This window comes from Bradyrhizobium sp. SPXBL-02, assembly GCF_051853065.1.
In the GTDB taxonomy this organism is placed as follows: Bacteria; Pseudomonadota; Alphaproteobacteria; order Rhizobiales; family Xanthobacteraceae; genus Bradyrhizobium.
In genome coordinates, this window is sequence record NZ_CP182474.1 from 7,083,537 (window position 1) to 7,107,522 (window position 23,986).

The 23,986-nt window shown below is 65.4% G+C and carries 20 protein-coding genes; 11 read left to right on the forward strand and 9 right to left on the reverse strand.

What is annotated here, in order from left to right; genetic code table 11:
- Window positions 1–13 precede the first annotated feature (13 nt).
- From ACNJYD_RS32870 to ACNJYD_RS32885, 4 genes are read right to left on the reverse strand one after another with little or no spacing between them, the layout of a single operon-like run.
- Window positions 14–475 carry a chemotaxis protein CheW gene (locus ACNJYD_RS32870; protein WP_260380468.1) on the reverse strand — a complete coding sequence of 154 codons (462 nt, stop codon included), beginning with the start codon at window positions 473–475 and terminating at the stop codon, window positions 14–16.
- Window positions 475–2,559, reverse strand: a complete 2,085-nt coding sequence (locus tag ACNJYD_RS32875) for a chemotaxis protein CheA (protein WP_439364473.1) — start codon at window positions 2,557–2,559, stop codon at window positions 475–477. Before ACNJYD_RS32875 ends, ACNJYD_RS32870 begins: the two co-directional genes overlap by 1 nt.
- On the reverse strand, window positions 2,556–2,921 hold the full coding sequence (locus ACNJYD_RS32880) for a response regulator (RefSeq protein ID WP_100231554.1): 366 nt from the start codon (window positions 2,919–2,921) through the stop codon (window positions 2,556–2,558). Before ACNJYD_RS32880 ends, ACNJYD_RS32875 begins: the two co-directional genes overlap by 4 nt.
- A complete protein-coding gene (locus ACNJYD_RS32885; RefSeq protein ID WP_271502006.1) occupies window positions 2,921–3,244 on the reverse strand; it encodes an STAS domain-containing protein in 324 nt (107 codons plus the stop codon). Before ACNJYD_RS32885 ends, ACNJYD_RS32880 begins: the two co-directional genes overlap by 1 nt.
- Before the next feature lie 243 nt (window positions 3,245–3,487).
- Between ACNJYD_RS32885 and ACNJYD_RS32890 the strand changes: the two genes are divergently transcribed.
- From ACNJYD_RS32890 to ACNJYD_RS32900, 3 genes are all read left to right on the forward strand, one after another.
- Window positions 3,488–4,627: an HD domain-containing phosphohydrolase gene (locus ACNJYD_RS32890; RefSeq protein WP_439364474.1), complete on the forward strand. Its 1,140-nt coding sequence runs from the start codon at window positions 3,488–3,490 to the stop codon at window positions 4,625–4,627.
- A 188-nt stretch (window positions 4,628–4,815) separates the two neighbouring features.
- The gene (locus tag ACNJYD_RS32895) at window positions 4,816–5,484 is read left to right on the forward strand and encodes a hypothetical protein (RefSeq protein WP_172785721.1); all 669 of its coding nucleotides are present in this window, start codon (window positions 4,816–4,818) and stop codon (window positions 5,482–5,484) included.
- 20 nt (window positions 5,485–5,504) lie between these two features.
- Window positions 5,505–7,655 (forward strand): CHASE2 domain-containing protein, encoded by a 2,151-nt coding sequence (locus tag ACNJYD_RS32900; protein WP_439364475.1) that lies wholly within the window; start codon window positions 5,505–5,507, stop codon window positions 7,653–7,655.
- Window positions 7,656–7,848: 193 nt separating this feature from the next.
- Here ACNJYD_RS32900 and pobA read toward each other — a convergent pair whose 3' ends face one another.
- Window positions 7,849–9,021, reverse strand: a complete 1,173-nt coding sequence (gene pobA, locus ACNJYD_RS32905) for a 4-hydroxybenzoate 3-monooxygenase (protein WP_439364476.1) — start codon at window positions 9,019–9,021, stop codon at window positions 7,849–7,851.
- Window positions 9,022–9,071: 50 nt separating this feature from the next.
- Between pobA and ACNJYD_RS32910 the strand changes: the two genes are divergently transcribed.
- Window positions 9,072–9,977, forward strand: a complete 906-nt coding sequence (locus tag ACNJYD_RS32910; RefSeq protein ID WP_439364477.1) for a helix-turn-helix domain-containing protein — start codon at window positions 9,072–9,074, stop codon at window positions 9,975–9,977.
- 309 nt (window positions 9,978–10,286) lie between these two features.
- Window positions 10,287–10,898 carry a LabA-like NYN domain-containing protein gene (locus ACNJYD_RS32915; protein ID WP_212259206.1) on the forward strand — a complete coding sequence of 204 codons (612 nt, stop codon included), beginning with the start codon at window positions 10,287–10,289 and terminating at the stop codon, window positions 10,896–10,898.
- Between the two features lie 24 nt (window positions 10,899–10,922).
- Here the strand turns inward: ACNJYD_RS32915 and pcaG are convergent, their stop codons facing one another.
- Window positions 10,923–11,549 carry a protocatechuate 3,4-dioxygenase subunit alpha gene (gene pcaG, locus ACNJYD_RS32920; protein WP_439364478.1) on the reverse strand — a complete coding sequence of 209 codons (627 nt, stop codon included), beginning with the start codon at window positions 11,547–11,549 and terminating at the stop codon, window positions 10,923–10,925.
- Window positions 11,550–11,553: 4 nt separating this feature from the next.
- On the reverse strand, window positions 11,554–12,342 hold the full coding sequence (pcaH, locus tag ACNJYD_RS32925; protein ID WP_439364479.1) for a protocatechuate 3,4-dioxygenase subunit beta: 789 nt from the start codon (window positions 12,340–12,342) through the stop codon (window positions 11,554–11,556).
- A 91-nt stretch (window positions 12,343–12,433) separates the two neighbouring features.
- Between pcaH and ACNJYD_RS32930 the strand changes: the two genes are divergently transcribed.
- The 4 genes from ACNJYD_RS32930 to ACNJYD_RS32945 all read left to right on the forward strand — a co-directional run bounded on the left by ACNJYD_RS32930 (window position 12,434) and on the right by ACNJYD_RS32945 (window position 19,257).
- Window positions 12,434–13,363 carry a LysR family transcriptional regulator gene (locus tag ACNJYD_RS32930; protein ID WP_212259208.1) on the forward strand — a complete coding sequence of 310 codons (930 nt, stop codon included), beginning with the start codon at window positions 12,434–12,436 and terminating at the stop codon, window positions 13,361–13,363.
- A gap of 99 nt (window positions 13,364–13,462) precedes the next feature.
- Window positions 13,463–14,767 carry a nicotinate phosphoribosyltransferase gene (pncB, locus tag ACNJYD_RS32935; protein ID WP_172785713.1) on the forward strand — a complete coding sequence of 435 codons (1,305 nt, stop codon included), beginning with the start codon at window positions 13,463–13,465 and terminating at the stop codon, window positions 14,765–14,767.
- A gap of 243 nt (window positions 14,768–15,010) precedes the next feature.
- Window positions 15,011–16,324 (forward strand): GGDEF domain-containing protein, encoded by a 1,314-nt coding sequence (locus tag ACNJYD_RS32940; RefSeq protein ID WP_439364480.1) that lies wholly within the window; start codon window positions 15,011–15,013, stop codon window positions 16,322–16,324.
- Window positions 16,325–16,608: 284 nt separating this feature from the next.
- Window positions 16,609–19,257, forward strand: a complete 2,649-nt coding sequence (locus ACNJYD_RS32945) for an autotransporter outer membrane beta-barrel domain-containing protein (protein WP_439364481.1) — start codon at window positions 16,609–16,611, stop codon at window positions 19,255–19,257.
- A gap of 10 nt (window positions 19,258–19,267) precedes the next feature.
- Here ACNJYD_RS32945 and ACNJYD_RS32950 read toward each other — a convergent pair whose 3' ends face one another.
- The gene (locus ACNJYD_RS32950) at window positions 19,268–19,903 is read right to left on the reverse strand and encodes a TetR/AcrR family transcriptional regulator (protein WP_439367542.1); all 636 of its coding nucleotides are present in this window, start codon (window positions 19,901–19,903) and stop codon (window positions 19,268–19,270) included.
- Window positions 19,904–19,954: 51 nt separating this feature from the next.
- Here ACNJYD_RS32950 and ACNJYD_RS32955 point away from each other — a divergent pair, with 51 nt between their 5' ends.
- Window positions 19,955–20,221, forward strand: a complete 267-nt coding sequence (locus ACNJYD_RS32955) for a hypothetical protein (protein WP_439364482.1) — start codon at window positions 19,955–19,957, stop codon at window positions 20,219–20,221.
- Here the strand turns inward: ACNJYD_RS32955 and ACNJYD_RS32960 are convergent.
- A complete protein-coding gene (locus ACNJYD_RS32960; RefSeq protein ID WP_439364483.1) occupies window positions 20,214–20,336 on the reverse strand; it encodes a hypothetical protein in 123 nt (40 codons plus the stop codon). The two genes, ACNJYD_RS32955 and ACNJYD_RS32960, sit on opposite strands and share 8 nt — an antisense overlap.
- Before the next feature lie 238 nt (window positions 20,337–20,574).
- On the opposite strand from ACNJYD_RS32960, the gene ACNJYD_RS32965 reads away from it, so the two are divergent.
- Complete coding sequence (locus ACNJYD_RS32965; RefSeq protein WP_439364484.1) at window positions 20,575–23,979, forward strand: acyl-[ACP]--phospholipid O-acyltransferase; 3,405 nt, start codon at window positions 20,575–20,577, stop codon at window positions 23,977–23,979.
- Window positions 23,980–23,986 lie beyond the last annotated feature (7 nt).

The following is a 23,986-nucleotide window of genomic DNA, read 5'->3' on the forward strand; positions in this document are numbered from 1 at the left end:
ATTGGATTTGCTTTCAATTCAGAATGCGTTCCATGTTCGGAACGATGACGAACTCTTCACGCCACTTCGCGATGAAGCGGATGAATTCCGGCTTCCAGTGCATGCCGACGCGCGGCGTCTGCTGCACGTCGGTCTGCGAGATCTCCGTGACCTCGTAGACCTTGTCGGCGGTGACGCCGACCAGAACCGGCTCTCCGTCCAGCTCGAGCTCGATGACGACGATGCGCGTGTCGGCCGAGTTGTCGAGCTGCGGCATGCCGAAGCGAATGCGCAGGTCGGCGAGCGGAATGACGTTGCCGCGCACGTTGATCACGCTGGGAACGAAGGCGCGCGCGCCGGCCACCCTGGTCACGGGGACGGGATCGATGATCTCGCGCACGAGACCGGCGTCGAGTGCAAACTTCTCCTCACCGAGGCCGATCATCACGACCTGCATCGCGCCGGACTGATGCTCGCCCGCCAAACCGTCGTTCATCACGCCGCCTCGCTGATATGCTGCTTCTCGACCTTCGACTGCGCCATTGCGACGAGCTGCGCGACGTCGAGGATCAACGCGGCCGTGCCGTCACCCAGAATCGTCGCGCCGGAGAAGATGGTGACGTCGGAGTGCAGCTTGGACAGCGACTTGATCACGGTCTGGTGGTTGCCGATGATCTGGTCGGCGACGAGGCCGACGCGGGTCTCGCCGGTCGAGATGATGATCGTCTTCTGATGCCGGTCCGGCGCGCCGGAGGCGGCCATCAGCTCGCGCAGGCGCAGGAAGGGCACGAGATTGCCGCGCACGTTGAGGAAGTTGCGGCCGCGCGAACGCTCGTCCTCGGCCGTCAGCTCGACGCATTCCTCGACCGCCGACAGCGGAATGATGTAACGGCCTTCGCCGACGCGGATCAGGAGGCCCTCGATGATCGCGAGCGTGAGCGGCAGCCGCAGCGTCACGGTGGTGCCCTGGCCCGGGCGGGTCGACAGGTCGATCGAGCCGCGCATGTTCTCGATGGTGCGCTTGACCACGTCCATGCCGACGCCGCGGCCCGACAGCGCCGAGATGGTCTGCGCGGTCGAGAAGCCCGGGTGGAACAGGAATTGGTGAATCTCGTGATCGCTGAGCACGGCACCGGCTGCGATCAGCCCCTGCTCTTCCGCCTTCGCGCGGATGCGCGCGGTATTGAGACCACCGCCATTGTCCTTCACGGTGACCAGCACCTGGGCGCCGGAATGCACGGCGGCGAGCTCGATCCGGCCCTGCTCGGTCTTGCCACTGGCGGCGCGCGTGGCGGTGTCCTCGACGCCGTGGTCGATGGCGTTGCGGATCAGATGCACCAGCGGATCGGCCAGGGCCTCGATCATGGTCTTGTCGAGCTCGGTATCCTCGCCCGAGGTGACGAATTCGACCGGCTTTGACAGATCCCGCGACAGATCGTGCACGAGGCGGCGGAAGCGGCCGAACAAGGAGCCGATCGGCACCATGCGCGCACCCATCGTGGTGTCGCGCAGGGACGAGGCAAGGCGCTCGATCTCCTCGGCGATCATCTTGATCGAGAGATCGGAGCCGGAGGCGGCGAGCTGGGTCAGCCGCGCCTGGGCGATGACGAGCTCGCCGACGCGGTCCATCAGCTCGTCGAGGCGTTCGGCCTGGACGCGAACGGTGGCGATGCTACGCTCTTGCTTGGCGTCCTCGCGGCGGGCGGGTGCCGCCTCGCGCTTGACGTCCGGCTTGACGTCCGACTTGGCCTCGAATTCGGGCCCGGTCTTTGCGACGGGCTGCTCGGCGACGGCCTCCACCACGGGCGCAGCCATTTCGGCGATCGCCGGCTCTTCGTCGAGCAGCTGGAACAGCGGGGCCGGCGCGGGCGCTTCGACATGCTCCAGAGGCGAGAGCGTCAGCTTCATCTCGTCCTCGACGAACATGAAGACGTCGGCGATCGCATCCTTGTCGCAGGCCGCGTGCAACTTGACGTCCCACTTCAGATAGCAGTCTTCCGGATCCATCTCGTCGAGGAACGGGATGCCGTCGGTGACTGGCACGACGAAGCAGGGACCGAGCTTGCAGAGATCTTCCAACAGGTCGAGCGGATTCGAGCCGTTGCGCAGGATGTGGGATTCGAACTCCAGATAGAGGTGCCAGCCGGCCTGCTTGCTCTCGGCAGGCGCCAGCGGAGGGGCCTCGACCTCAAGGGCGACGGGCATGTCGGCCGCGACGAAGCGCTTGAGGTCGTCGAGGATGGCTTCGCCGATGATGTCGTCGGTCGACTGCGGATCCTCGATCAATGCGCGGATGTAGTCCTTGGCGGCGAGCGCGACCGAGATCAGCTCCTGCGTCGGCTTGATCTCGCCCTTGCGGACGCGGTCGAAGGCGGTCTCGAATTCGTGGGTGAAGGAGGCGACCTTGTCGAAGCCGAACATGGCGCCCGACCCCTTGATCGTGTGCAGGGCGCGGAAGGCGGAATCGACCAGCTCGCGGTCGTCTGGACGCTGGCCGAGATCGAGCAAGGCGCCTTCAAGAACTTCGAAGAGCTCGCTGGCTTCCTGACGAAAGACCTCGGTCGGGTCCATTGCGCTCATGTGCGCACCAGCTTGCCGACCACGGCGAGCAATTGTTCAGGCTTGAAAGGCTTGGTGATCCAGCCGGTGGCGCCGGCGCTCTTGGCTTCCTGCTTCACCGTGTCGTTGGATTCGGTGGTCAGGAACACGATGGGCATGCCGACCGCACTCGGCAGCTTGCGCAATGCGCGGATCAGCTCCAGCCCGTTCATGACGGGCATGTTGAGGTCGGTGATGACGAGGTCGAGCTTGCCAGCCTGCGCCTTGGCGAGCCCTTGCGCGCCGTCGCCGGCCTCGATCACGTTGTGACCGGCCGGCTCGAGCACGACCTTGATCATTTGCCGAATGCTGGGAGAATCATCGACGGTCAAAATCGTGGCCATCAGGTGCCGTCTTTCTTTTGCGGGAAATGCTGATCGATCATCGCCTCGCTGGCGAAGCCGGCGCGGCGAAGGGTGTTGCGTAAAGATTGTGAAAAGGAGGTCAGGACGACCGGACGGCCCTGGGCCTCGCCGGTCTTGGCGGTCGACAGCAGAAGCTGGATCGAGGTCACGTCGGCCTTGTCGACGCTGGAACAGTCGATCTCGAGCCGCTCCTGGCGGCCGAATGCCTCGCGAATGAGATCATAGACATTGCGGATCGCCGCAATGCTGCAATCGGCGGGCAACCGCAGCGACCACTTCGGCTCCGTGGGGTTGAGCGACATCGCAGCATCCGCCTTTGCTAAAATTCCACTACTCGTTTGACGCGAATCCGGTGAGCAAACTCCTAACGCGGGCATCCGTACAACTACGGGTCACATTCTTCCGGAATTCGCGCAACCGCATGCAGACGTGCACAACCTGCCCACGTTGTGGGCTGGACACGCACATCCGCGTCGAATTTGCTTCGTGTTAAATCCGCTTCGGTAATGGCTTGGGTTCGTGCCTTTGCCAGCGAACAGAGCCCGATGCTCACCCAAGCGCTCCTGGTTGACGACAGCCGCTCCGTCCTCAACTTCCTGAAACGCCACATCGAGGCTGAAGGTCTGGTCGAGGCCACCACCTTCCTCGATCCTGTGGAGGCGCTGGCCTGCGCCCAGGAGCGCGCCTTCGATCTGGTGCTGGTCGACTACGAGATGCCGCACATGGACGGCATCAGCTTCATCCGCACCTTCCGCAGGCTTCCCGGCCGCGCCGACATCCCGATCGCGATGATCACCTCGCGTCAGACCGATGACGTGAAGATGGAAGCGTTGCAGGCCGGTGCAACCGATTTCCTGCCCAAGCAGCCGCAGAGCGTCGAGATGACGGTGCGCCTGCGGAATTTGGTTCAGCTTGGTGCAGCCGTACGCAAGCTGAACGACCGCGCCGCGCACCTGGCCAGCGAAGTCGCGGTCGCGACACGAAAGCTCGGTGAGCGCGAGGAGGAGATCATCCTGCGGCTCGCGCTCGCGGTCGAATACCGCGACAACGACACCGGCGAGCACACGCTGCGGGTCGCCCGCTACAGCCGCATCATCGCCGAGCAGCTTGGCCTGCCGGCCCGGCTCTGCCGCGACATCTATCTCGCCGCCCCCCTGCACGACGTCGGCAAGGTCGCCATTCCCGACAAGATCCTGCTCAAGCCGGGCAGGCTCACCGAGGCGGAGATGGCGGTGATCCGGACGCATGCGACGATCGGCGAGCGCATCCTGGCCGATTCCAGCTGCGAGCTGATCCGGCTCGGCGCGCAAATTGCTGCAGGCCATCACGAACGCTGGGACGGCGCAGGCTATCCGAGCGGCCTGAAGGCGGATGACATCCCGATCGCCGCGCGCGTGGTGGCGGTCGCCGACGTCTTCGACGCCCTGACGACGCGGCGGCCGTATAAGGAGCCGATGCCGCTTGAGGTCGCGCGCGGCTACCTGGTCGAGAACGCGGGGCGCCAGTTCGATCCGGCCTGCGTGACGGCCTTCCTGTCGCGCTGGGACGAGGTGGTCGAGATCGCCGGCGCTCCGCGAACGATTCCTTTGCCGAGCGCCGAGGCCCTTCTCGCTCCCAGTCAGGAGAGTGCGGCGGAAATCTCTTCAGACGAGGACACCCCGACCGAGGCCGTCCCGACCGCCTGAGCCGATCAATCCGCCAACATCTTGCCGCGGCTTGACATTGTTTCTCCGGTCGCCGGCTTGAACCTGTTCCTGCTAAAGTGGCACCAAGACCTATGAGTGATTCTGGTCACACTTGCCCCGGCGCCGTGCTGCTAGGCATCGAACCAGGACGGGGCACCAGAGCATCGTCGAATTGGATGAGAATTCCCATGAAAAGCCTGATCGGCGCCTGTGTCGGCGCATTCTGCCTTGCGGCCCCCGCTTTGGCGGAGACTCCCGCTGCGATCGTCGAGGACATCCAGGGCAAGGTCGACGGCATCGCGTTCATGGACTACGTGGCGCCGGGCAAGATCATCAAGCTCGGGCCCAAGGCGAGCATCACGCTCAGCTACCTGAAGTCCTGCCAGCGCGAGACCATCAGCGAGGGTGTCGTCCTGGTCGGCGCTGAGCAGAGCACCGTGCAGCTGGGCGAGGTCAAGCGGGAAAAGGTGCCGTGCGATACCAATGCGGCAAAACTGTCGGAGCGCGAAGCGAACCAGAGCGCCGCGACGACCTTCCGCACCATGCGCTCGGACGCCAAGGGCGGGCCGGCCAAGCTGCCGACGCTCTACGGCGTCTCGCCACTGGTGCAAGCCAAAGCCGGCGGCACGCTGGTGATCGAGCGCACCGACGGCAAGGAGCCCACGATCAGCGTGCCGCTCAAGGGCGACGCCATGGTCGGCGGCAAGTTCTATGATTTCGCCAAGGCCGGGAAGACACTGACCCCGGGCGGCAGCTACCTCGCCATTCTCGGTGCCAAGCGCTACACCTTCCAGATCGACGCCAGCGCCACCTCCTCGCCGACCCCGATCATCGGCCGCCTGCTGCGGCTCGAATAGGCGGACCTAGCGACGGGGCGATGCGGCGGATCGGGGGACGGGACATCGTTGCGGCGATTCTGATCGCGTTCCTCGCGGGCGCGATCTTCACGTCCCCGCCGCTGCAGACGCTGCAAGGCCTCTCGCTCGACATCCTCACCGCGCTGCGCGGCAAGATCATCGGCGAGCGCCGCGATCCCGCGACATCGCCGGTTGTCGTCGTGGCCATCGACGGCGAAACCTACGAGACCCCGCCGTTCAAGGGATCGCCGACGCAGACCTGGACGCGCGAGATCGGCCGGGTGCTCGGCAGCATCAGCGACGGCGGCGCCAAGGTGATCGGCTTCGACGTCATCTTCAAGAACTCGATCGAGCAGTCCGAGATTCCCTTTGGCGACACATCGTTTGGCAGCCGTGTGAGGGGATTTGACCGGGACTATCTGATCGCGCTGCGGCAGATCTCGGACAATGGCAAGCTGGTGCTCGGCGAGATCCTGAGCAACGACCATCCAGAACCGCCCTACCGTGCGCAGCAGCTGGCGGTGCGAAACAACGTCCGTGCGCTCAATGTCCACACCGATACGGACGATGTCATCCGGCGGATGCCGCTCACCTTCGACATCGACGGCAAGCCGGTGCCCGCAATGGCGGTCGAGCTCGCCGCCCGCGCCCTCGGCGCAAAGCTCGAGATTGCGCCATCCGGTGCGGCCGAGCTATCCGGCTACGCGATCCCGAGCGCCGTGCCGAACACGCTGACGCTCAACTTCCGCGGCCTCAGCCGCGACGTACCGACCTTCTCCTTTGCCGACCTGCGCGCCTGCGTCGAAAAAGGCGACCGCGATTTCTTCCGGCGCGCCTTCGAGGGCAAGGTCGTTCTGCTCGGGACCGTCCTCAACTTCGAGGATCGCAAGCTCACCTCGATGCGCCTGTCCGGCGGCCATGACGGCACACCGTGGGCACGATGTGCCCTGCCCGCGCCCGCCGGCACCGCGCAAAAGGCCCGCAGCGACGTCGCCGGTGTGTTCGTGCACGCCGCTGCGGTCCGGAACCTGATCGAGCGCGATGCCGTGACCGAGCTCGGCTTCCCCGCGCGGACCCTTCTCACGATCGCGTTCGCGGCCATCATCGCCTGCGCGGCCGGCGTGCTCGCACCGAGTGGCGCGCTGATCGCCTGGCTCGGCCTCACCATCGTCTACCTGGTCGTTGCCGTCGGCGCATTCGTCCATGCCTTGGCGCTGCCGCTGACCGAGCCGGCGCTCGCCAGCCTTGCCGCGCTCGCGATCATGATCGGCTATCGCTTCGTGCTGGCCGACCGCGACGAGCGCTTCCTGCGCAAGAGCTTTGCCCTTTACCTCGCGCCCGAGGTGATCGAGACCATGGTCGCCTCCGGCAAGATGCCGGCGCTCGGCGGCGAGACTCGCAACGTCACGATGTTCTTCTCCGACCTCAGCGGATTCTCGTCGATCGCCGAGACGATGACGCCGGGCGAGCTGGTGACGCTGATGAACGAATATCTGTCCGCCATGACCGACATCATCGAAGGCCATGGCGGTTACGTCGACAAATATATCGGCGATTCCATCGTCGCCATGTTCGGCGCACCGGCCGACGACCCCGTCCACGCGCGCAACGCGGTGCGTGCCGCGCTGAAGTGCCACGACAAGCTGGCCGAGCTCAATGCCGGCCATCCCGCCTTCGCCGGTCACGGCCTGTCGCACCGCATCGGGCTCAACAGCGGCGAAGCCGTGGTCGGCAATATCGGCTCGCGGCGCCGCTTCAACTACACCGTGATGAGCGACACCGTGAACGTCGCCTCGCGGCTCGAGGGCGCCAACAAATATTACGGCACCGCGATCATGGCCTCCGAAACCACGATGGCGCAGACCGGCGATAGCTTCGCCTGGCGCGAGCTCGATGCGATCAGGGTGCAGGGCCGCGGCGAGGCGATCAGGGTGTTCGAGCCGCTGGCGGAAACCGGCGCGCAAAGCGCCGAGCAGGCGAAGGTGGCCGCAGCATATGCGGAAGGGCTGGCGTGCTGGCGGGGACGCGAGTTTGCGAAGGCGGCCGATGCGTTCGAAGGCGTCGCGAAGATCGATCCCGCGTCAGCTCGGTTCGCCAAGCGCGCGAAAGTGCTGACGGAGACTCCGCCGCCGCCGGACTGGACACCGGTCAATACGCTGGAAGGAAAGTAACGCAGCGAAGAACTTCCCCTCTCCCCTTGTGGGAGAGGGTGGCTCGCCGCGTAGCGGCGAGACGGGTGAGGGGTCTCTTTCCGCGCGCGAAACTCTCGCATTAGAGCTCGCCGAAGCAACCCCTCATCCGGCGCTTCGCGCCACCTTCTCCCACAAGGGGAGAAGGAAAAACACCAGCGCTGGCGCAGCTAACTTAAAACGGCAGCCCCGTATAGTTCTCCGCAAGCAGCCGCTGCGCCGTCTCGGACGAGCGCAGATAGTCGAGCTCGGTCTGCTGCAGCCGATCCTCGTATTCGATGCGATCGGGGAAGCGGTGCAGCATCATCGTCATCCACCAGGAGAAGCGTTGTGCCTTCCAGATCCGCGCGAGCGCCTTGGCGGAATAGCCCTTGAGACCGGCATCGTCGCCGCTCTGATAATGCGCGAGCAGCGCGTGATAGAGATAATAGATGTCGGACGCGGCGCTGTTCAGCCCGCGCGCGCCGGTCGGCGGCACGATGTGCGCGGCATCGCCGGCGAGGAACAGGCGGCCATAGCTCATCGGCTCGGCGACGAAGCTGCGCAGGGGTGCGATGCTCTTCTCGATCGACGGCCCGGTGATCAGGCGGCCGGCGACCTCGTCCGGCAGGCGGCGTTTCAGCTCGGCCCAGAACGCATCGTCGCTCCAGTCCTCCACCTTGTTCGTCAGTGGCACCTGGATGTAATAGCGGCTCAGCACCTGCGAGCGCAGCGAGCATAGCGCAAAGCCGCGCTCGTGCTTCACGTAGATCAGCTCGGGCGATACCGGCTTCGTGCGCGACAGCACCCCGAGCCAGCCGAACGGATAGACCTTCTCATATTCGCGCAGCACGTCCTTCGGGATCGACTTGCGGCTGACGCCATGGAAACCGTCGGCGCCGACGACGTAGTCGCAATCGACGCGGATCGTCTGCCCGTTCGAGCGATACGTCACGTAGGGCCGATCCGACGTCAGATCATGCGGCGTGACGTCCTCGGCATTGTGCACGACCTTGCCGCCGACCCGATCGCGCGCCTCGTAGAGGTCGCGCGTCAGCTCGGTCTGGCCGTAGACCAGCACCGAATTGCCGCCGGAATGCTTGTGCAAGTCGATATGGGACAGCACGCCGTCATGGGCGATCTCGAAGCCGTTGTGGATCTCGCCCTCGCGGTCCATCCGCTCGCCGCACTGCGCCTCGCGCATCAGCTTCGCAAAGCCGTGCTCGAGCACGCCGGCGCGGATCCGGGCCAGCACGTGGTCGCGGCTGTATTTCTCCAGCAGGATGGTGTCGATGCCCTTGAGGTGCAGAAGCTGGGACAGCAGCAGCCCGGACGGCCCACCGCCGATGATACAGACCTGAACTTTCATTTTTGCGTCCTCCCGTCGGCATTTTTTTGCATATTCTACGCCGCAGACCGATGGAGGGTTTCGCCTTTGTCTTGTACTATTCGAACATGAGCAGCGCGGCCCCCGCCCCGACAATCCGGGTCTACAATCTGTTCGGCGAGTCCGGCGATCTGCCTGACGTCGTGCATTGCGAGACGATCGCGTCGCGTTCGGTGCTGCACGACTGGACGCTGGCCGTGCACCGCCATGCCCGCTTGCACCAGGTGCTGCTGATCGAGCGCGGAGGCGGCGAGGCGACGCTCGACGGGCGCGTGGTGCCGCTGAGGCCGATGCAGATCGTCAACGTGCCGGTCGGCCACGTCCACGGCTTCCGCTTCGAGCCCGATACGCAAGGATGGGTGTTGACCATCGCCGCCGAGATTCTCGACGAAGCGCTGCTCGCCGCCGAGGGCCTGCGCGGGGCGCTGTCGCGGTCGGCGGTGGTGCGCGGCACGCCGCAGATCCGCGCCACGATGAAGCAGATCTTCGCCGAGCACGCCGCGCGCGACTTCGGCCGTGCGCATGTGCTCCGCGCCCTGTCGTCGGCCATGATCGGGCTGGTGGCGCGCGCGCTCACGGGCGAGAGCGGCGGCAACGGCACCGCGGAAAGCGGGTTGTTCCGCCGCTTCGAGGCGCTGCTGGAGCAGCATCATCTGGAGCGCTGGAGCGTCGCCGACTATGCCAAGGCGCTGTCGGTGACACCGACGCATCTCAACCGGATCACGCGGGCGGCGACCGGGGATACCGCCTCGCATCTGATCCTCAACCGCCTGATCCGCGAGGCGCGGCGCAACCTCGTCTACACCAACCTGCCGGTCTCGACGATCGCCTACGCCCTCGGCTTCGACGACCCCGCCTATTTCAGCCGGGTCTACGCCGCTGCCACGGGCGTGTCGCCACGCGCGTTTCGCGCGCGGCTCCATGGCGGCGAAGGCTGACGCGCCGCGGAACCGCGATGTCTCTCGTTGCCACTACCTTCGTATATAGCGCCCCATCCTTTGGATAGAGGCGCTTTACCTCCGTACAATTGAGCGGGGCATGCCCAGGCCCTAGCGTGACGGCATTCGGCGCCCTGGCGCTGGTGGCATGCAACCTCCCTACCCTCGGCGCAAGGCGGCCAACCCTGTCCGGTCGTCTGCGCCGCTTTTTCGGCAAACCATCGGCGCGCTGAGGTATTTTCCTGCCGACACGCCGCGCCATTTCAGCTGGACGGTCGGCTTTCGCGCCGAACCCGGGAGTTGTGGATAATGTCTTCGCTTGGGAAGAGCGCGCTCTTCATCGACGGCTCCAATTTCCATGCCACCGCCAAGGCGCTCGGCTTCGAGATCGATTACAGACGCCTGCTCTGTGAATTTCAAAGCCGAGCTACGCTGTTGCGGGCCTTCTACTACACGACCATCATCGAGGATCAGGAATATTCGTCGATCCGCCCCTTGATCGATTGGCTCGACTACAACGGCTTCACCGTCGTCACCAAGCTCACCAAGGAATTCGTCGACCCCGCTACCGGCCGCCGCAAGGTGAAGGGCAGCATGGATGTCGACCTTGCCGTGAGCGCGATGGAGCTCGCCCAGCACGTCGATCAGATCGTGTTGTGCTCGGGCGATGGGGACTTCCGTTCGCTGGTCGAGGCCTTGCAACGCCGCGGTGTCCGCGTGACCGTCGTCTCCACACTCTCCACTCAGCCGCCCATGGTCGCCGACGACCTGCGCCGGCAGGCGGACGCATTCATTGATTTGGTGGAGCTGAAACCAAAAGTGGGGCGCGATCCACCCGATCGGCCGGGATCGCGCGAGATGCGGCAGCCGCCGCAATTCCTCGCGCGCGGAACGATCAAGCGCGACGACCGGGTGGAATGATCGGAGGACGGCCGCCCCGGCGCCTCACACGTCGAAGAACACCGTCTCCTCCGGCCCCTGCAGATTGATCGTGAAGGCGTACACGATTTTGCCGGCGCGCTCGCTGCGGGTTGCGATCAATGTCTTGCGGCGCATCGGCTGCTCGATCAGGTTGAGCACGGGATCGGCGGCGTTGGCCGCCTCCTCGTCCGAGAAATAGAGCCGGGTGTTGAGGCCGATGTTGATGCCGCGCGCGACGATCCAGATATTGACGTGCGGCGCGCATTTGCGTCCCGCCCTGTCGGTGATCGCGCCCGGCTTGATGGTCTCGAAGGTGACGAGGCCGCTGTCGAAGTCGGAGCCGGCGCGGCCCCAGCCGCGAAACTCGTCGTCCAGCGCGCCGGCCGAGCGATCGGCCGGATGGTTGTAGCGGCCGGCCGCATTGGCCTGCCAGATCTCCAGCAGCACGTCGCGCAGCGGCGTGCCGGCGCCGTCGAGCACCTTGCCCTCCAGCGTGATGCGCTCGCCCTTGGTGTTCGGCGTCACCAGCACGTTGGAGAAGTTCTTCTCGAAGATGTCGAAGCCGGCCATGGCCGGGATCAGGCCGATATGGACGTAGGGCCCGGCGGTCTGCGAGGCGGTTTCCTTGAGGTAGTTGAGCGGCTGCGGCATGGGCTTAGTTCCCCGCGGTGCGATTTTCGAAATAGGTGGAGCGCTGGCCGCGCAGCACGACGTCGAAGCGGTAGGCGAGCGAGTCGAACGGCGTCGAGGCGTTGAGGTCGAGCGGCGCGACGAGGCGATCGAGCGCGTCCTTGTCCGGAATCGTCGTCAGGATCGGGCAGACCGGGATCAGCGGGTCGCCTTCGAAATACATCTGCGTGATCAGCCGCTGCGCAAAGCCCGAGCCGAACACCGAGAAGTGGATATGGGCGGGGCGCCAGCTGTTGACGTAGTTGCGCCAGGGATAAGGGCCCGGCTTCACGGTGCGGAAATAATAGTACCCGGTGTCGTCGGTGAGCGCACGGCCGCAGCCGCCGAAATTCGGATCGATCGGCGCCAGATAGGTGTCCTTCTTGTGCCGGTAGCGGCCGCCCGCATTGGCCTGCCAGAACTCGACCAGCGTGTTCGGAATGCCGCGGCCGGTCTCGTCCAGCACGCGGCCGTGGACGATGATCCGCTCGCCGACGGGATCGCCGTCCTTGGCGTAATTGCGGATCAAATCGTTGTCGAGCGGGCCGAGATCATTGTGCCCGAACACCGGCCCTGACATCTCCGAGATCGAGTTCTCCAGGGACAGCAGCGACTGGCGCGGCGAGCGCAGCACCGAGGACTTGTAGCCTGGCGCATGGGCCGGCGGATGGATCGCGCGGTCGCGCTGGAAGAAGCCGCCGTCGCCGAGCGGCGGCGTGAACGGCTCGGGACGGTTGAGGCGGGGATCCCGCAAGGCTGGCGCCTGGGCATTCATCGGCGTTGTCTCTCCCTGGGAGCCCGGGGTCGGGCCCGGCTATCGGGAGAGCATGAGCCACCCTATTCTCAAGATAAATAGATGAATTATAATGAATTACATGAAGGAAATCGATCATTTGGCCCTCGATGGCCACGCCCTCGAACTGTTCCTGGCCGTGCTGGAGGAAGGATCGGTGACGGCGGCGGCGACGCGGCTCGGCCTGACGCAATCGGCCGTCAGCCACGCCCTGAACAAGCTGCGGCGGATCGCCGGCGATCCGCTGTTCGCCAAGTCAGGCCGCGGCATCGTCGCGACGGCTCATGCCCAGGCGCTGGCCGGCAAGGCACGCGCGCTGATCGACGAGATGCGCAGCTTTGCCGGCGGCGTCAGCTTCGCGCCGGAGGAGGCTCAGCTGTCGCTGACGATCGCCGCCAACGACTTCCAGCGCGACCTGCTGCTGCCGCGGTTCTTCGATCACGTCGCCGCACAAGTGAAGAGCCTGAACCTGCGCGTGATCCCCTCGCAATCGCCTTCGCCGGCGATGCTGCGCGAGAACCGCTGCGACCTCCTGATCACACCGCTGCCGCCATCGGGCGTCGACATCGTGCAGAAGCGGCTGCTGAGGGATCACTATGTCTGCTACTACGATGCCAAGGCACGTGCCGCGCCGGCCAGCCGCAATGCCTATCTCGCGGCGCGTCACATCACCGTGGTCTACACGGACAATGAGCGGCTCGACTTCGACCGCCGGCTGGCAGCGAACGGGCTTCATCGCGACATCGCGATCTCGGTGCCGAGCTTCTCCGGCGTGCCGTCCTTCCTGCGCGGCTCGCAGATGCTGGCGAGCATGCCGAGCCTGCTCGCGTCCGGCGTGATGCGCGGCTTTGCGCAAACGCCGATCCCGCTGGCGTCCCGCACGAAGACCCTGGCCGAGCTGCCGATGTTCATGGTCTGGCACCAGCGCTACCAGAAGGACCCGGCCCATCGCTGGGTGAGGAGCCAGCTCGAGGCCGTCGCGACGACGGCCGCCAAGCTCTGATCTCCGGTTCTCAAGCCCTGATATCAGGTGCCGCGCTACGCAAGACTGCTCTTCCCAAACCCACTGGTTGCGCAGGGGGAGCCGCGCTAAAATCCCCCCATGACAGTGACTGACATTGCGAGCCGGACCTACAATCACAGCTGGCGGCTGGATCCCATCATCCGCAGCCTGCTTGATACCGACTTCTACAAACTATTGATGTTGCAGATGATTCGGGAGGATTACCCGGATCAGCAGGTGACCTTCTCGGTCATCAACCGCTCGCGCCATGTGCGGCTTGCCGAGATCATCGACGAGGGCGAGCTGCGCGCCCAGCTCGACCATGCCCGCACCATCCGCTTCACCAAGAAAGAGCTGATCTGGCTGGCCGGCAACACCTTCTACGGCAAAACCCATATGTTTTCGGCGGATTTCATCCGCTGGCTGGCGGAATTCCGCCTGCCTGAATACGAGCTGCGCAAGGTCGAGGGCCAATACGAGCTGCATTTCCATGGCCCCTGGACCCACACCACGATGTGGGAGATTCCGGCGCTTGCGATCCTCAACGAGCTGCGTTCGCGTGCGGCCATGAAGGGCCGCGGCCGCTTCGAGCTCGACGTGCTCTACGCCCGCGCCAAGGCCAAGCTGTGGACCAAGGTCGAACGGCTGCGCCAGCTCGAGGGCCTGCGGCTCTCCGACTTCGGCACGCGCCGCCGTCACGGCTTCCTCTGGCAGCGCTGGTGCGTCGAGGCGGTGAAGGAAGGCCTCGGCCCCTCCTTCATCGGCACGTCCAACGTGCTGCTCGCGATGGACAACGATCTCGAAGCCATCGGCACCAACGCGCACGAGCTGCCGATGGTGGCAGCCGCGCTCGCCAGGGACGACGAGGAATTGCGCTGGGCGCCCTACCGCATTCTCGACCAATGGCGTCAGACTTACGGCGGCAACCTCCTGATCGCGCTGCCCGACGCCTTCGGCAGCAAGGCGTTCCTGCGCGATGCGCCGGAATGGGTGGCCGATTGGACCGGCTTCCGCCCCGACAGCGCGCCGCCGATCCAGGCCGGCGAGGAGATCATCGCCTGGTGGGAAAAGAAGGGCCGCAACCCCAAGGACAAGCTGCTCGTCTTTTCCGACGCGATGGATGTCGGCTCGATCGAGGACACCTATCGCCACTTCGCAGGGCGCGTGCGGCTCTCCTTCGGCTGGGGCACCAACCTCACCAACGACTTCGTCGGCTGCACGCCGGACGGCTCGATCAGCCTCGACCCGATCTCGCTGGTCTGCAAGGTCTCGTCGGTCGACGGCCGTCCGGCTGTCAAGCTCTCCGACAATCCGGAGAAGGCGACCGGCCTGCCCTCGGAGATCGCGCGTTACCTGCGCGTGTTCGGCGACGCCGGTCGCGTGCGCAAGCCCGTGCTGGTGTAGCCCCTCGCCAAAATCTCTCCATCGGGTAAATCGCGCACGACGAATGCGCGGCATCGTTCGTCGATACTGCGCCAGTTCCCCGTTCACCGCATTTGAAGCGAGTTGCTGGCGCCTGCTTCACAACGGCTTCACCCTGGTACGGAGTTCTCCGCGCCTTTCAGGTCGAGTTAAGCAACCATCTCGTCTACTTTGCGTTGCAGGCGCAACGCCCTCTGGGGCGCGTCGATCGACTTGGGGACTAGTGTGTTTCGCAGAACAGCGGCCTCGGTGAAGGGCGGCAACTTCCTTCACGTCATCAAGCTCGTCTTGCCTTTCGTGATGGTCGTCCTGCTGCAGGCGGCGATCGCCGGATTCAGCCTCGAGGTGATGTCGTCGGTCCGCGCCTATGTCGCCGGCGAAGCACTCTGGTCACGCTCGCAGAAGAACGCCGTCTATTTCCTCAATCTGTATCTGCATTCGGGCGAACCGAGCCAGTTCGCGCAATATCAGGCTTCACTCGCCGTTCCCATCGGCGACGAGTTCGCGCGCTGGGCGCTGGAGCGCGATCCGGTCGACGTCGAGGCTGCCCGCATCGGCTTCCTGCAAGGCGGCAACCATCCCGACGATGTCCCGGGACTGATCTGGCTGTTTCGATATTTCAACCGCGTCAGCTTCCTCCAGGACGCGATCAGGGAATGGGCCGCCACCGATCCCATGCTGCTGGAGCTCAGCGTGTTCGGCGAGGTCATCCGATCCGAGCTGGAGAAGGGTCCCATTCAGGACGATGGCCGCCTGCAAGTCCTGTCGTCGCGGCTGTCGGAGCTGAATGCCCAGTTCACGGTGCATGCCAAGCGGTTCTCCACCGTCCTCGGTGAAGGCTCCCGCGCGATCAAGCTGACGCTGACGGGCATCAATATCCTCACCGCCGCGACGCTGATCCTGCTCCTGATCTGGCATACGCGGCGGCTGGTGCTGCAACGGCAGTCATTCGAAGAGGCCTTGCATGCCGAGAAGGAGCGCCTGGCCTGGCAGGCATCGCACGATTGGTTGACAGGGCTTTGCAACCGCCGCGCCTTCGAGGCGCGCCTGCAAGGCGAGCTGGACAATGTCGCGGCGGGTCCGCTGGGACTGATCCTGCTCGACCTCGACCAGTTCAAGAACGTCAACGACAGCTGCGGCCATCTCGCGGGCGACCGCCTGCTCTGCCAGGTCTCCAGCCTCCTGCAACGGGACCGGCGGCCGCATGATCTGGTGGCCCGGCTCGGCGGCGATGAGTTTGGCCTGATCCTGCCGCAGTGCTCGCCGTCGAGCACCGTCGACATCGCCGAACGGCTGCGACGATCGCTCGAGCTGTTCAGCTTCACCTGGGACGATCGCTGCTTCGCGGTGACCGCCAGCGTCGGCGTCACCTGCATCGCCGACCGCGATACCTCGCTCGAGGAGGCGATGCGGCGCGCGGATGCCGCCTGCTACCGCGCCAAGGAAAAGGGACGCAACCGGGTTCAGGTCGAGAGCGGAAAACCGGACGTCGTCGTGGTCGCGCACCGGCCGCGCGAGGTCATCGCTGCAAAGGGCTGATTGCCGCCTAGCCCCCAAATTCATCTCCAGCGCCATCGCAATCAGGTTGAGGTGCCTCAGGCCCACCGAAGGCGCCCCGATCCATCCGGCGCGCCCCACAATGCGGTGACGCAGCACAGTTGTGACGCCGCGGCCACATCGATCTGAAAAAGCAGCGCCCTTCGCATTCTGACACGTCGCATTGCGCCCCTGTCCACGATGGCCGGGGCCTCACTCGCTAAGCATGGGTGCGCCCGATGCTGCGGGTACGAATCCGCCCGGACCGCGCCGAGAGGAGCTTGGAAGTGCCTTGGAATGATTTGATCGCCCCGCGCAATATCGTTCGTGCAACGACGCGCCGGCGGCGCGCGCTTCTCTTGAGCACCACGATCGGTGCCCTGGGCAGCTCGCTGCCGGGGTTCATCACGCCGGCACAAGCGGTGTGTGTGATGACCGGGAGCGGCACGCTAACGACGCTTCAATCGGGCGATTCAGTTACCTGCGTCGGGAACAACACCCAGATCAAAACAGCAGCCGTGGTCACCGGCGTCACCGTCAACATCGGGGACGGCACCACCGCGACCACGGTGAGCGACCCCACCTTTGCGAGCATATTTCTTCAATTCGCATCCAACAGCGCAGTCAGGGTCTTCGGCAACGCGTCGGTCACATCCAGCAGCAATGACGGCATCGACGTGAGCGGTGGAGGCAACAACACCATAACGATCGATGCCGGGGCGGTGGTTGCATCGACACCCCTTGGCTCGGCGAGCATCGGCCTCGCCAATTCGAGCAACAACGTCGTCGAGATCGCCGGCGCGGTGGGAAGCGGCGCCCTCGGAGCTATCGGAATCAGCATCGGCGCTGGAGCGGCGAACAACCAGGTGAACATCTTGTCGAGCGGCCTCGTGCAGTCCGGCAATGTCGCTGCCATCGATCTCAACAGCGCAGCTGACGGCAACGTCATCAACAATGCGGGAACGATCTCGAGTGTCGGCACCGCAATTTCGGGCTCGAACAGTCAAGACACCATCGTCAATTCGGGCGCGATCAGCAGCAGTGGGGTCAGCACCGCCGTCGACCTCAAGAATGGCAACGACGTCTTCGAGCTGCGCGCGGGATCGAACATCACGGGCTGGGTCGTGGGTGGGAACGGAATGGACACGTTGCGCCTGGGCGGGACCGCCAACGCGGCATTCGACCTCGGCACATTCGGCGCGGCCGGCCAGTTCAAGGACTTCGAGCTGCTGGAAAAAACCGGCAATTCGACCTGGACGCTGACGGGCATCACGATGGACGCGGCCGCCCTGGTCGTCCAGGCCGGCACCCTCATCGTCAACGGCACGATGGCCAACTTCGGGACGGTCGTGACCGGCGGCACGCTCGGTGGCAGCGGCATGATCGGATCGCTCACCGTGGTGTCGGGCGGTACGGTCGCGCCCGGCAATCTCGGTCAACTCGTCGTCAACAGCAATGCGGCGTTCCAGTCAGGGTCGACGTACGCGATCTCGGTCAACGCGGCCGGACAATCTGACAAGATTGCCGCTATGAGCGCGACGCTGACCGGCGGCACCGTCGCCGTCACCACACTTGCAGGCGCCTACAATCCCTCGACACAGTATACCATCCTCAGCACGACGGCTGGCCTCACCGGCAGCTTCGCGGGCGTGACCGTCAGCGGATACAATCCGCAGCTGTTCGCGTCCTCCCTCAGCTATGACGGATTCAACGTTTTCCTGACGCTCAACTACAACAACGCCGCGTTCCTCTCCATCGCACAGACGCAAAACCAGAAGGAAGTGGCCGGCGCGCTGAGCGCATTCGGCCCCAATCTGCCCTTCCTCTCGTCTTTCGCAGGGCAAAGCGACGCCCAGCTCCGCTACAATCTCGATCAGCTCTCAGGCGAAGCTGCCACCGGCGCGCAGCAGGGCGCGTTCCAGTTCACGAGCCAATTCCTCGGCCTCATGCTCGATCCATTCGTCAGCGGACGCGGTACCACGAGCGCCAGCGACACTGCGCTCGGCTTCAGCCCGGAGCGCGCCGCGCTGCCGGAGGATATTGCCCTCGCCTACAACAAGGTTCTGGGCGCCCCGCCGAAAGCTCCGACCTTTGCCGAGCGCTGGACCGCCTGGGGCGCGGCGTTCGGCGGCACAAATCGCACCAGCGGCGACCCGGTGGTGATCGGCAGCCACGACCTCAGCGCCCGCGCCGGCGGCGTAGCTGCCGGCGCCGACTATCATGTCAGCCGCGACGCGGTCGTCGGCTTCGCGCTCTCCGGCGGCGGCACCAAGTGGGATCTGGCGCAGGCGATCGGCGGTGGCAAGAGCGATGCGGTCCAGGCCGGCGTGTACACCGCGGTCCGCAACGGACCCGCCTATTTCGCCGCCTCTCTCGCCGTGGCTAATCATTGGATGTCGACGGACCGCCTGGCACCGTTCGGCAACCAGCTCACCGCAAAGTTCGATGCTCAGACCGTGGGCGGCCGAATCGAGGGCGGCTATCGCTTCGCCACGCCGATCGGCGGCTTCACGCCCTACGCGGCTGCGCAGGCGCAGGCATTTCGCACGCCGACCTATACCGAAACTGATCCGGCCGGCAGCGGCTTTGGGCTGACCTATCAGGGACGCACGGCCTCCCACACGAGGAGTGAGCTCGGCACACGCTTCGACCGGGCGATGCTGGTCTCGCCGAGTGCCGTCCTGACGCTACGGGCCCGCGCGGCCTGGGCCCATGATTGGGTGAGCGATCCGACGCTCGTCGCCGCCTTCCAGGCTCTGCCCGGCGCCAGCTTCATCGTCAATGGCGCGACGCCGGCGAAAGACGCTGCCCTCGCATCCGCCGGTGCCGAGCTGAAGTTCTCGAACGGTGTTGCCCTGTCGGCCAAGTTCGACGGCGAGCTCGCCGCCCACAGCACCACTTATTCCGGCACTGCGAGCCTGCGCTACGCCTGGTAGCGGTGGCGCCTCATCGAGACAGCCCTGCACCGATCGGCAGAATGCCGAGACCTCTGAGATGGGTGTCGAGGAACTGTTCGATCTGCTGGCGCAGCATCTGCGACGGCACGGCGACCATACGCTCCTCGAGGCCGAGCGAGATGATGCCATGCACGGCGGAAAACAGCGTGCGCGACAGCAGCGCGATCTTCACGTCATTCGCATCCGGCAAGAGCCGCACCAAAGGCGGATGCATCAGCGCGAACGCATCCATCACCATCTGGAGGATATCGTCCGGATAGGGGCGATCATCCTCCATCCGATGCTCGAACAGGGAGCGCAGCAGGTTGGCGTGCGCGGCGAAGAAGTCGAGATAGGTCTCGGCGAGCCCATAGAGCTGGCGAACCGGATCCTCGGCAGGAACACCCCGGAGCCGGGTCGTGAGCGCCTGAACCGTTTCCCGGTTCACCGTTAGGATGACTCCGTCGAAGTCGCCGAACTCGTTATAGACGCTGCCAACCGAGCAGCCGGCGGCCTCCGCCACGTCCCGAACCTTCAATGATCTCAGCCCCTTAGCTGAGATAATGCCGCGGGCAATCTCGACGATTTGCAGCCGGCGCCGAAATTTTTTCTGGTCGCGTCGCGATTCTTCTTGAACATTGTTCATTTTCAAGCTACTCATGTGAACATTGTTCAATTTAACCTGGAGACCTGGAAAATGCAAACCCTTGCTGTCGATATCGTCACCACCTTCGCCGATGACGCCGCCGCCCTCGTGACCGGGCTCGGCCGCGCCCTGCTGCGGTTCGCCATGGCGCCGATCAATCGCATCGCCACGGCCTGCGACGTTGCGGGCGTGCTCGCCGAGCGCCGGGCGACCTTCCGGATGTGGCGAGCGAGCCGCGCCCATGCGCGTCAGGAGCGGCGGCGGTTCAGCCTGCTCGGCCGCCTCTCGCCGTTTCGCCACCTCGCCCATCTCACTTGAGGCGCGCGCGGGTCGGTTCGAATGCAAGCGCCGGCTGCAAGGATGGACTCACCATGTCTGGACCTGCGCGGCCGATCCGGCGGATTTCAGCGATGCGGTTCAGCTTTTCCTTCATCGCCCGGCGCCATATCCGGGCGAGTGAGGCTGCTGCCGCCCGGGTCCGCCGCGACCTCAACCAGATATTTGCGAACCTAACGAGACCAATTGAAGACCAACAGGATCGGAGGAACCGAGGGGACAGAGCAGGCCAGCAACTTCGTTGCCGCGCAATCGTTCGCCCCATGCGCTTCCGGTCGTGACGTTTCACAGACAACGCAACAATCTCAGGCTGCCTTTTTGGAACAGGACTGGTCATGATCAGGGAATTGATGTCGTCACGCCGCTTCGCGCCGTTGTTCTGGGCGCAATTCTTCTCGGCGCTCAATGACAACGTGCTCAAGAACGCACTCGTCATCATCCTGCTTTACAGCGCGGCGACCGGCCATGGCGATGCGCTGGTCACGGTCGCAGGTGCCGTCTTCATCTTCCCCTACTTCATCCTGTCCGGGCTCGGCGGCCAGCTCGCCGACAAATACGTCAAATCCGTCGTCGCAAGGCGGCTCAAATTCGCCGAGATTTTTGCCGCGGCCTTCGCCGCTGCCGGCTTCTTCCTGCATTCGGTGCCGCTCTTGTTCGCAGCGCTCGCGCTGTTCGGCACCATCGCCGCTCTGTTCGGCCCCGTGAAATACGCCATGCTGCCGGACCAGCTGGAGCTCGGCGAGCTCGCGACCGGCAACGCGCTGGTCGAAGGCGCGACCTTCATGGCGATCCTGCTCGGCACCGTCGCCGGCGGCCAGTTCGTGGCCGGCTCCGCGCATATGGGCTGGGTCGCATCGGCCGTGGTCGTGCTGGCCGTGCTGTCCTGGGCGTTCGCGTCCCGCATTCCGCAGACGACGCCCTCCGCGCCTGAGCTGCCCGTCGATGCCAATCCCTGGACCTCGACGGTGAGCCTGCTCAAGACATTGCATGCCGATCATCGGCTGTGGGACGGCACCGTGATCGTCTCCTGGTTCTGGCTGGTCGGCGCCATCGTGCTGTCGCTGCTGCCGGCGCTGATCAAGGAGGTCGTCGGCGGCACCGAGGGCGTGGTGACGCTGTGCCTTGCCGTCTTCGCGATCGGCATCGCCATCGGCTCGCTGTTTGCCGCCAGCCTCAGCCATGTTCGCCCGAACCTGGCGCTGGTGCCGATCGGCGCCATCATCATGGGCTTTGCCGGCCTCGATCTCGCCTGGGCGATCGGCGTCACCGCCAAGGGGCAGGACATCACCGCGCTCGGCTTCGCCACCTCGTTCGCCGGCTTGCGCATGCTGGCCGACTTCGTCGCCTTCGCGTTCGGCGGCGGCCTGTTCGTCGTTCCGTCCTTTGCCGCGGTCCAGGCCTGGTCCGAACCTTCCGAGCGCGCCCGTATCATCGCCGCCGGCAACGTGCTGCAGGCCGCCTTCATGGTGGTCGGCTCGCTGTTCGTCGCGCTGCTGCAGGCGGCCGGTCTCCATGTCGGCTGGATATTCTTCGGCCTCGGCGTCGCCAGCTTCGGCGCGGTGTGGTTCGTGCTGACCAAGTGGGGCAAGGAAGGCGTGCGCGATGCCGGCGGGCTGCTGTTCCGCGCCCTGTTCCGTACCGAGGTGCGGGGGCTCGAGAACCTGCCGCCTCCGGGCACGCGCATGCTGATCGCGCCCAACCATGTCAGCCTGATCGACGGCCCGCTGCTGCACGCCGTGCTGCCGATCGACGCGAGCTTTGCGGTCGACACCGGCATCGCCAAGGCCTGGTGGGCCAAGCCGTTCCTGCGCGTCGTCAAGCACTACACCATGGACCCGACCAAGCCGCTGGCCGCGCGCGACCTGATCAAGCTCGTCGCCGCAGGCGAGCCCGTCGTGATCTTCCCGGAAGGACGGATCACCGTCTCCGGCTCGCTGATGAAGGTGTATGACGGCACCGCGATGATCGCGGACAAGGCCGACGCCGTGGTCGTGCCGGTCCGCATCGAAGGCGCGCAGCGCTCCTATCTCAGCTATCTCAACTCGAGCCAGATCAAGCGGTCGTGGTTTCCGCGCGTGACGGTCACCATCCTGCCGCCGGTCAAGCTTCCGGTCGACGAAGCGCTCAAGGGCAAGGCACGCCGCAACGCGGCCGGCGCCGCGCTGCAGGACGTCATGATCGACGCTCTCGTCAAGAACGCCATGCTCGATCACACGCTGTTCGAGGCACTCGGACACGCCTATCGCGACCGCGATACCGGCAAGGTCATCATCGAGGACGCGCTCGGCACCAAGCTGACCTACCGCAAGCTGATCCTCGGCGCGCAGGTGCTGAGCCGGAAGCTGGAGAGCGGCACCGCCGTCGGCGAGAATGTCGGCGTGCTGCTGCCGAACTCCGCGGGCGTCGCCGTCGTCTTCATGGCGCTGCAGAACAGCGGCCGGGTGCCGGCGATGCTCAACTTCTCGGCCGGCCCGGTCAACGTGCTCGCCGCCATGAAGGCCGCGCAGGTCAAGACGGTGCTGACCTCGAAGGCCTTCATCGAGAAGGGCAAGCTCGACAAGCTGATGGCCGCGATCTCCGCGGAGGCGCGTGTGGTCTATCTCGAGGACGTCCGCGCCTCGATCGGCATCGCCGACAAGATCAAGGGCCTGCTGGCCGGCACGACACCGCGCGTTCCCCGCCAGGCCAACGATCCCGCCGTGGTGCTGTTCACGTCGGGCTCGGAAGGCACGCCGAAGGGCGTCGTGCTGTCCCACCGCAACATCCTCGCCAACGCGGCGCAGGCGCTGGCGCGGGTCGACGCCAACGCCAACGACAAGGTGTTCAACGTGCTGCCGGTGTTCCACTCCTTCGGGCTGACCGGCGGAATGATGATGCCGCTGCTGGCGGGCATTCCGATCTACATGTATCCGTCGCCGCTGCATTACCGGATCGTGCCCGAGCTGATTTACCAGACCGGCGCGACGATCCTGTTCGGCACCGACACGTTCCTCACCGGCTATGCGCGCTCGGCGCATGCCTACGACTTCCGCACCCTGCGCCTCGTGATCGCCGGCGCCGAGGCGGTCAAGGATCGCACGCGGCAGGTGTTCATGGAGCGCTACGGCATCCGCATCCTCGAAGGCTACGGCGTCACCGAGACGGCGCCGGTGCTGGCGATGAACACGCCGATGGCCAACCGTCCCGGCACCGTCGGGCGCCTGTCACCGCTGATGGAAAGCCGCCTCGATCCGGTCCCCGGCATCGAGGAAGGCGGACGCCTCTCGGTGCGCGGGCCGAACGTGATGCTCGGTTACCTCAGGGCCGAAAATCCCGGCGTGCTCGAAAAGCTGCCCGACGGCTGGCACGACACCGGCGACATCGTTTCGATCGACTCGGCCGGGTTCATCACCATCAAGGGCCGCGCCAAGCGCTTTGCCAAGATCGCGGGCGAGATGGTCTCGCTGTCGGCAGTCGAAGCCATCGCGGCGACGCTGTGGCCGCAGGCCGGCTCGGTTGCGGTTTCGATCCCCGACCAGCGCAAGGGCGAGCGCATCGTGCTGCTGACGACCGAGAAGAATGCCGAGCGCAGTGCGATGCAGGCCCAGGCCAAGACCATCGGCGCCTCCGAGCTGACCGTGCCTGCGACGATCATGGTGGTCGACAAGGTGCCGCTGCTCGGCACCGGCAAGACCGATTACGTCACGGCGACGACGATGGCCCGCGAGCAGGCATCAGCGCCAGAGCGCGACGTGGCCTAGGAGGTTC

Coding starts and splice junctions, on each gene's coding strand:
- ACNJYD_RS32875 (WP_439364473.1), bottom strand. CDS start 2,559: ATGAGCGCAATGGACCCGACCGAGGTCTTTCGTCAGGAAGCCAGCGAG.
- pcaG (WP_439364478.1), bottom strand. CDS start 11,549: ATGCCGCAGCCGCTCAACTACCTCAAGGAAACCGCCTCGCAGACCGCC.
- pobA (WP_439364476.1), bottom strand. CDS start 9,021: ATGAAAGTTCAGGTCTGTATCATCGGCGGTGGGCCGTCCGGGCTGCTG.
- ACNJYD_RS32915 (WP_212259206.1), top strand. CDS start 10,287: ATGTCTTCGCTTGGGAAGAGCGCGCTCTTCATCGACGGCTCCAATTTC.
- ACNJYD_RS32960 (WP_439364483.1), bottom strand. CDS start 20,336: ATGAAGGAAAAGCTGAACCGCATCGCTGAAATCCGCCGGATCGGCCGC.
- ACNJYD_RS32890 (WP_439364474.1), top strand. CDS start 3,488: ATGCTCACCCAAGCGCTCCTGGTTGACGACAGCCGCTCCGTCCTCAAC.
- ACNJYD_RS32880 (WP_100231554.1), bottom strand. CDS start 2,921: ATGGCCACGATTTTGACCGTCGATGATTCTCCCAGCATTCGGCAAATG.
- ACNJYD_RS32885 (WP_271502006.1), bottom strand. CDS start 3,244: ATGTCGCTCAACCCCACGGAGCCGAAGTGGTCGCTGCGGTTGCCCGCC.
- ACNJYD_RS32930 (WP_212259208.1), top strand. CDS start 12,434: ATGAATTACATGAAGGAAATCGATCATTTGGCCCTCGATGGCCACGCC.
- pcaH (WP_439364479.1), bottom strand. CDS start 12,342: ATGAATGCCCAGGCGCCAGCCTTGCGGGATCCCCGCCTCAACCGTCCC.
- ACNJYD_RS32910 (WP_439364477.1), top strand. CDS start 9,072: ATGGAGGGTTTCGCCTTTGTCTTGTACTATTCGAACATGAGCAGCGCG.
- pncB (WP_172785713.1), top strand. CDS start 13,463: ATGACAGTGACTGACATTGCGAGCCGGACCTACAATCACAGCTGGCGG.
- ACNJYD_RS32955 (WP_439364482.1), top strand. CDS start 19,955: ATGCAAACCCTTGCTGTCGATATCGTCACCACCTTCGCCGATGACGCC.
- ACNJYD_RS32895 (WP_172785721.1), top strand. CDS start 4,816: ATGAAAAGCCTGATCGGCGCCTGTGTCGGCGCATTCTGCCTTGCGGCC.
- ACNJYD_RS32950 (WP_439367542.1), bottom strand. CDS start 19,903: ATGAACAATGTTCAAGAAGAATCGCGACGCGACCAGAAAAAATTTCGG.
- ACNJYD_RS32870 (WP_260380468.1), bottom strand. CDS start 475: ATGAACGACGGTTTGGCGGGCGAGCATCAGTCCGGCGCGATGCAGGTC.
- ACNJYD_RS32900 (WP_439364475.1), top strand. CDS start 5,505: ATGCGGCGGATCGGGGGACGGGACATCGTTGCGGCGATTCTGATCGCG.
- ACNJYD_RS32965 (WP_439364484.1), top strand. CDS start 20,575: ATGATCAGGGAATTGATGTCGTCACGCCGCTTCGCGCCGTTGTTCTGG.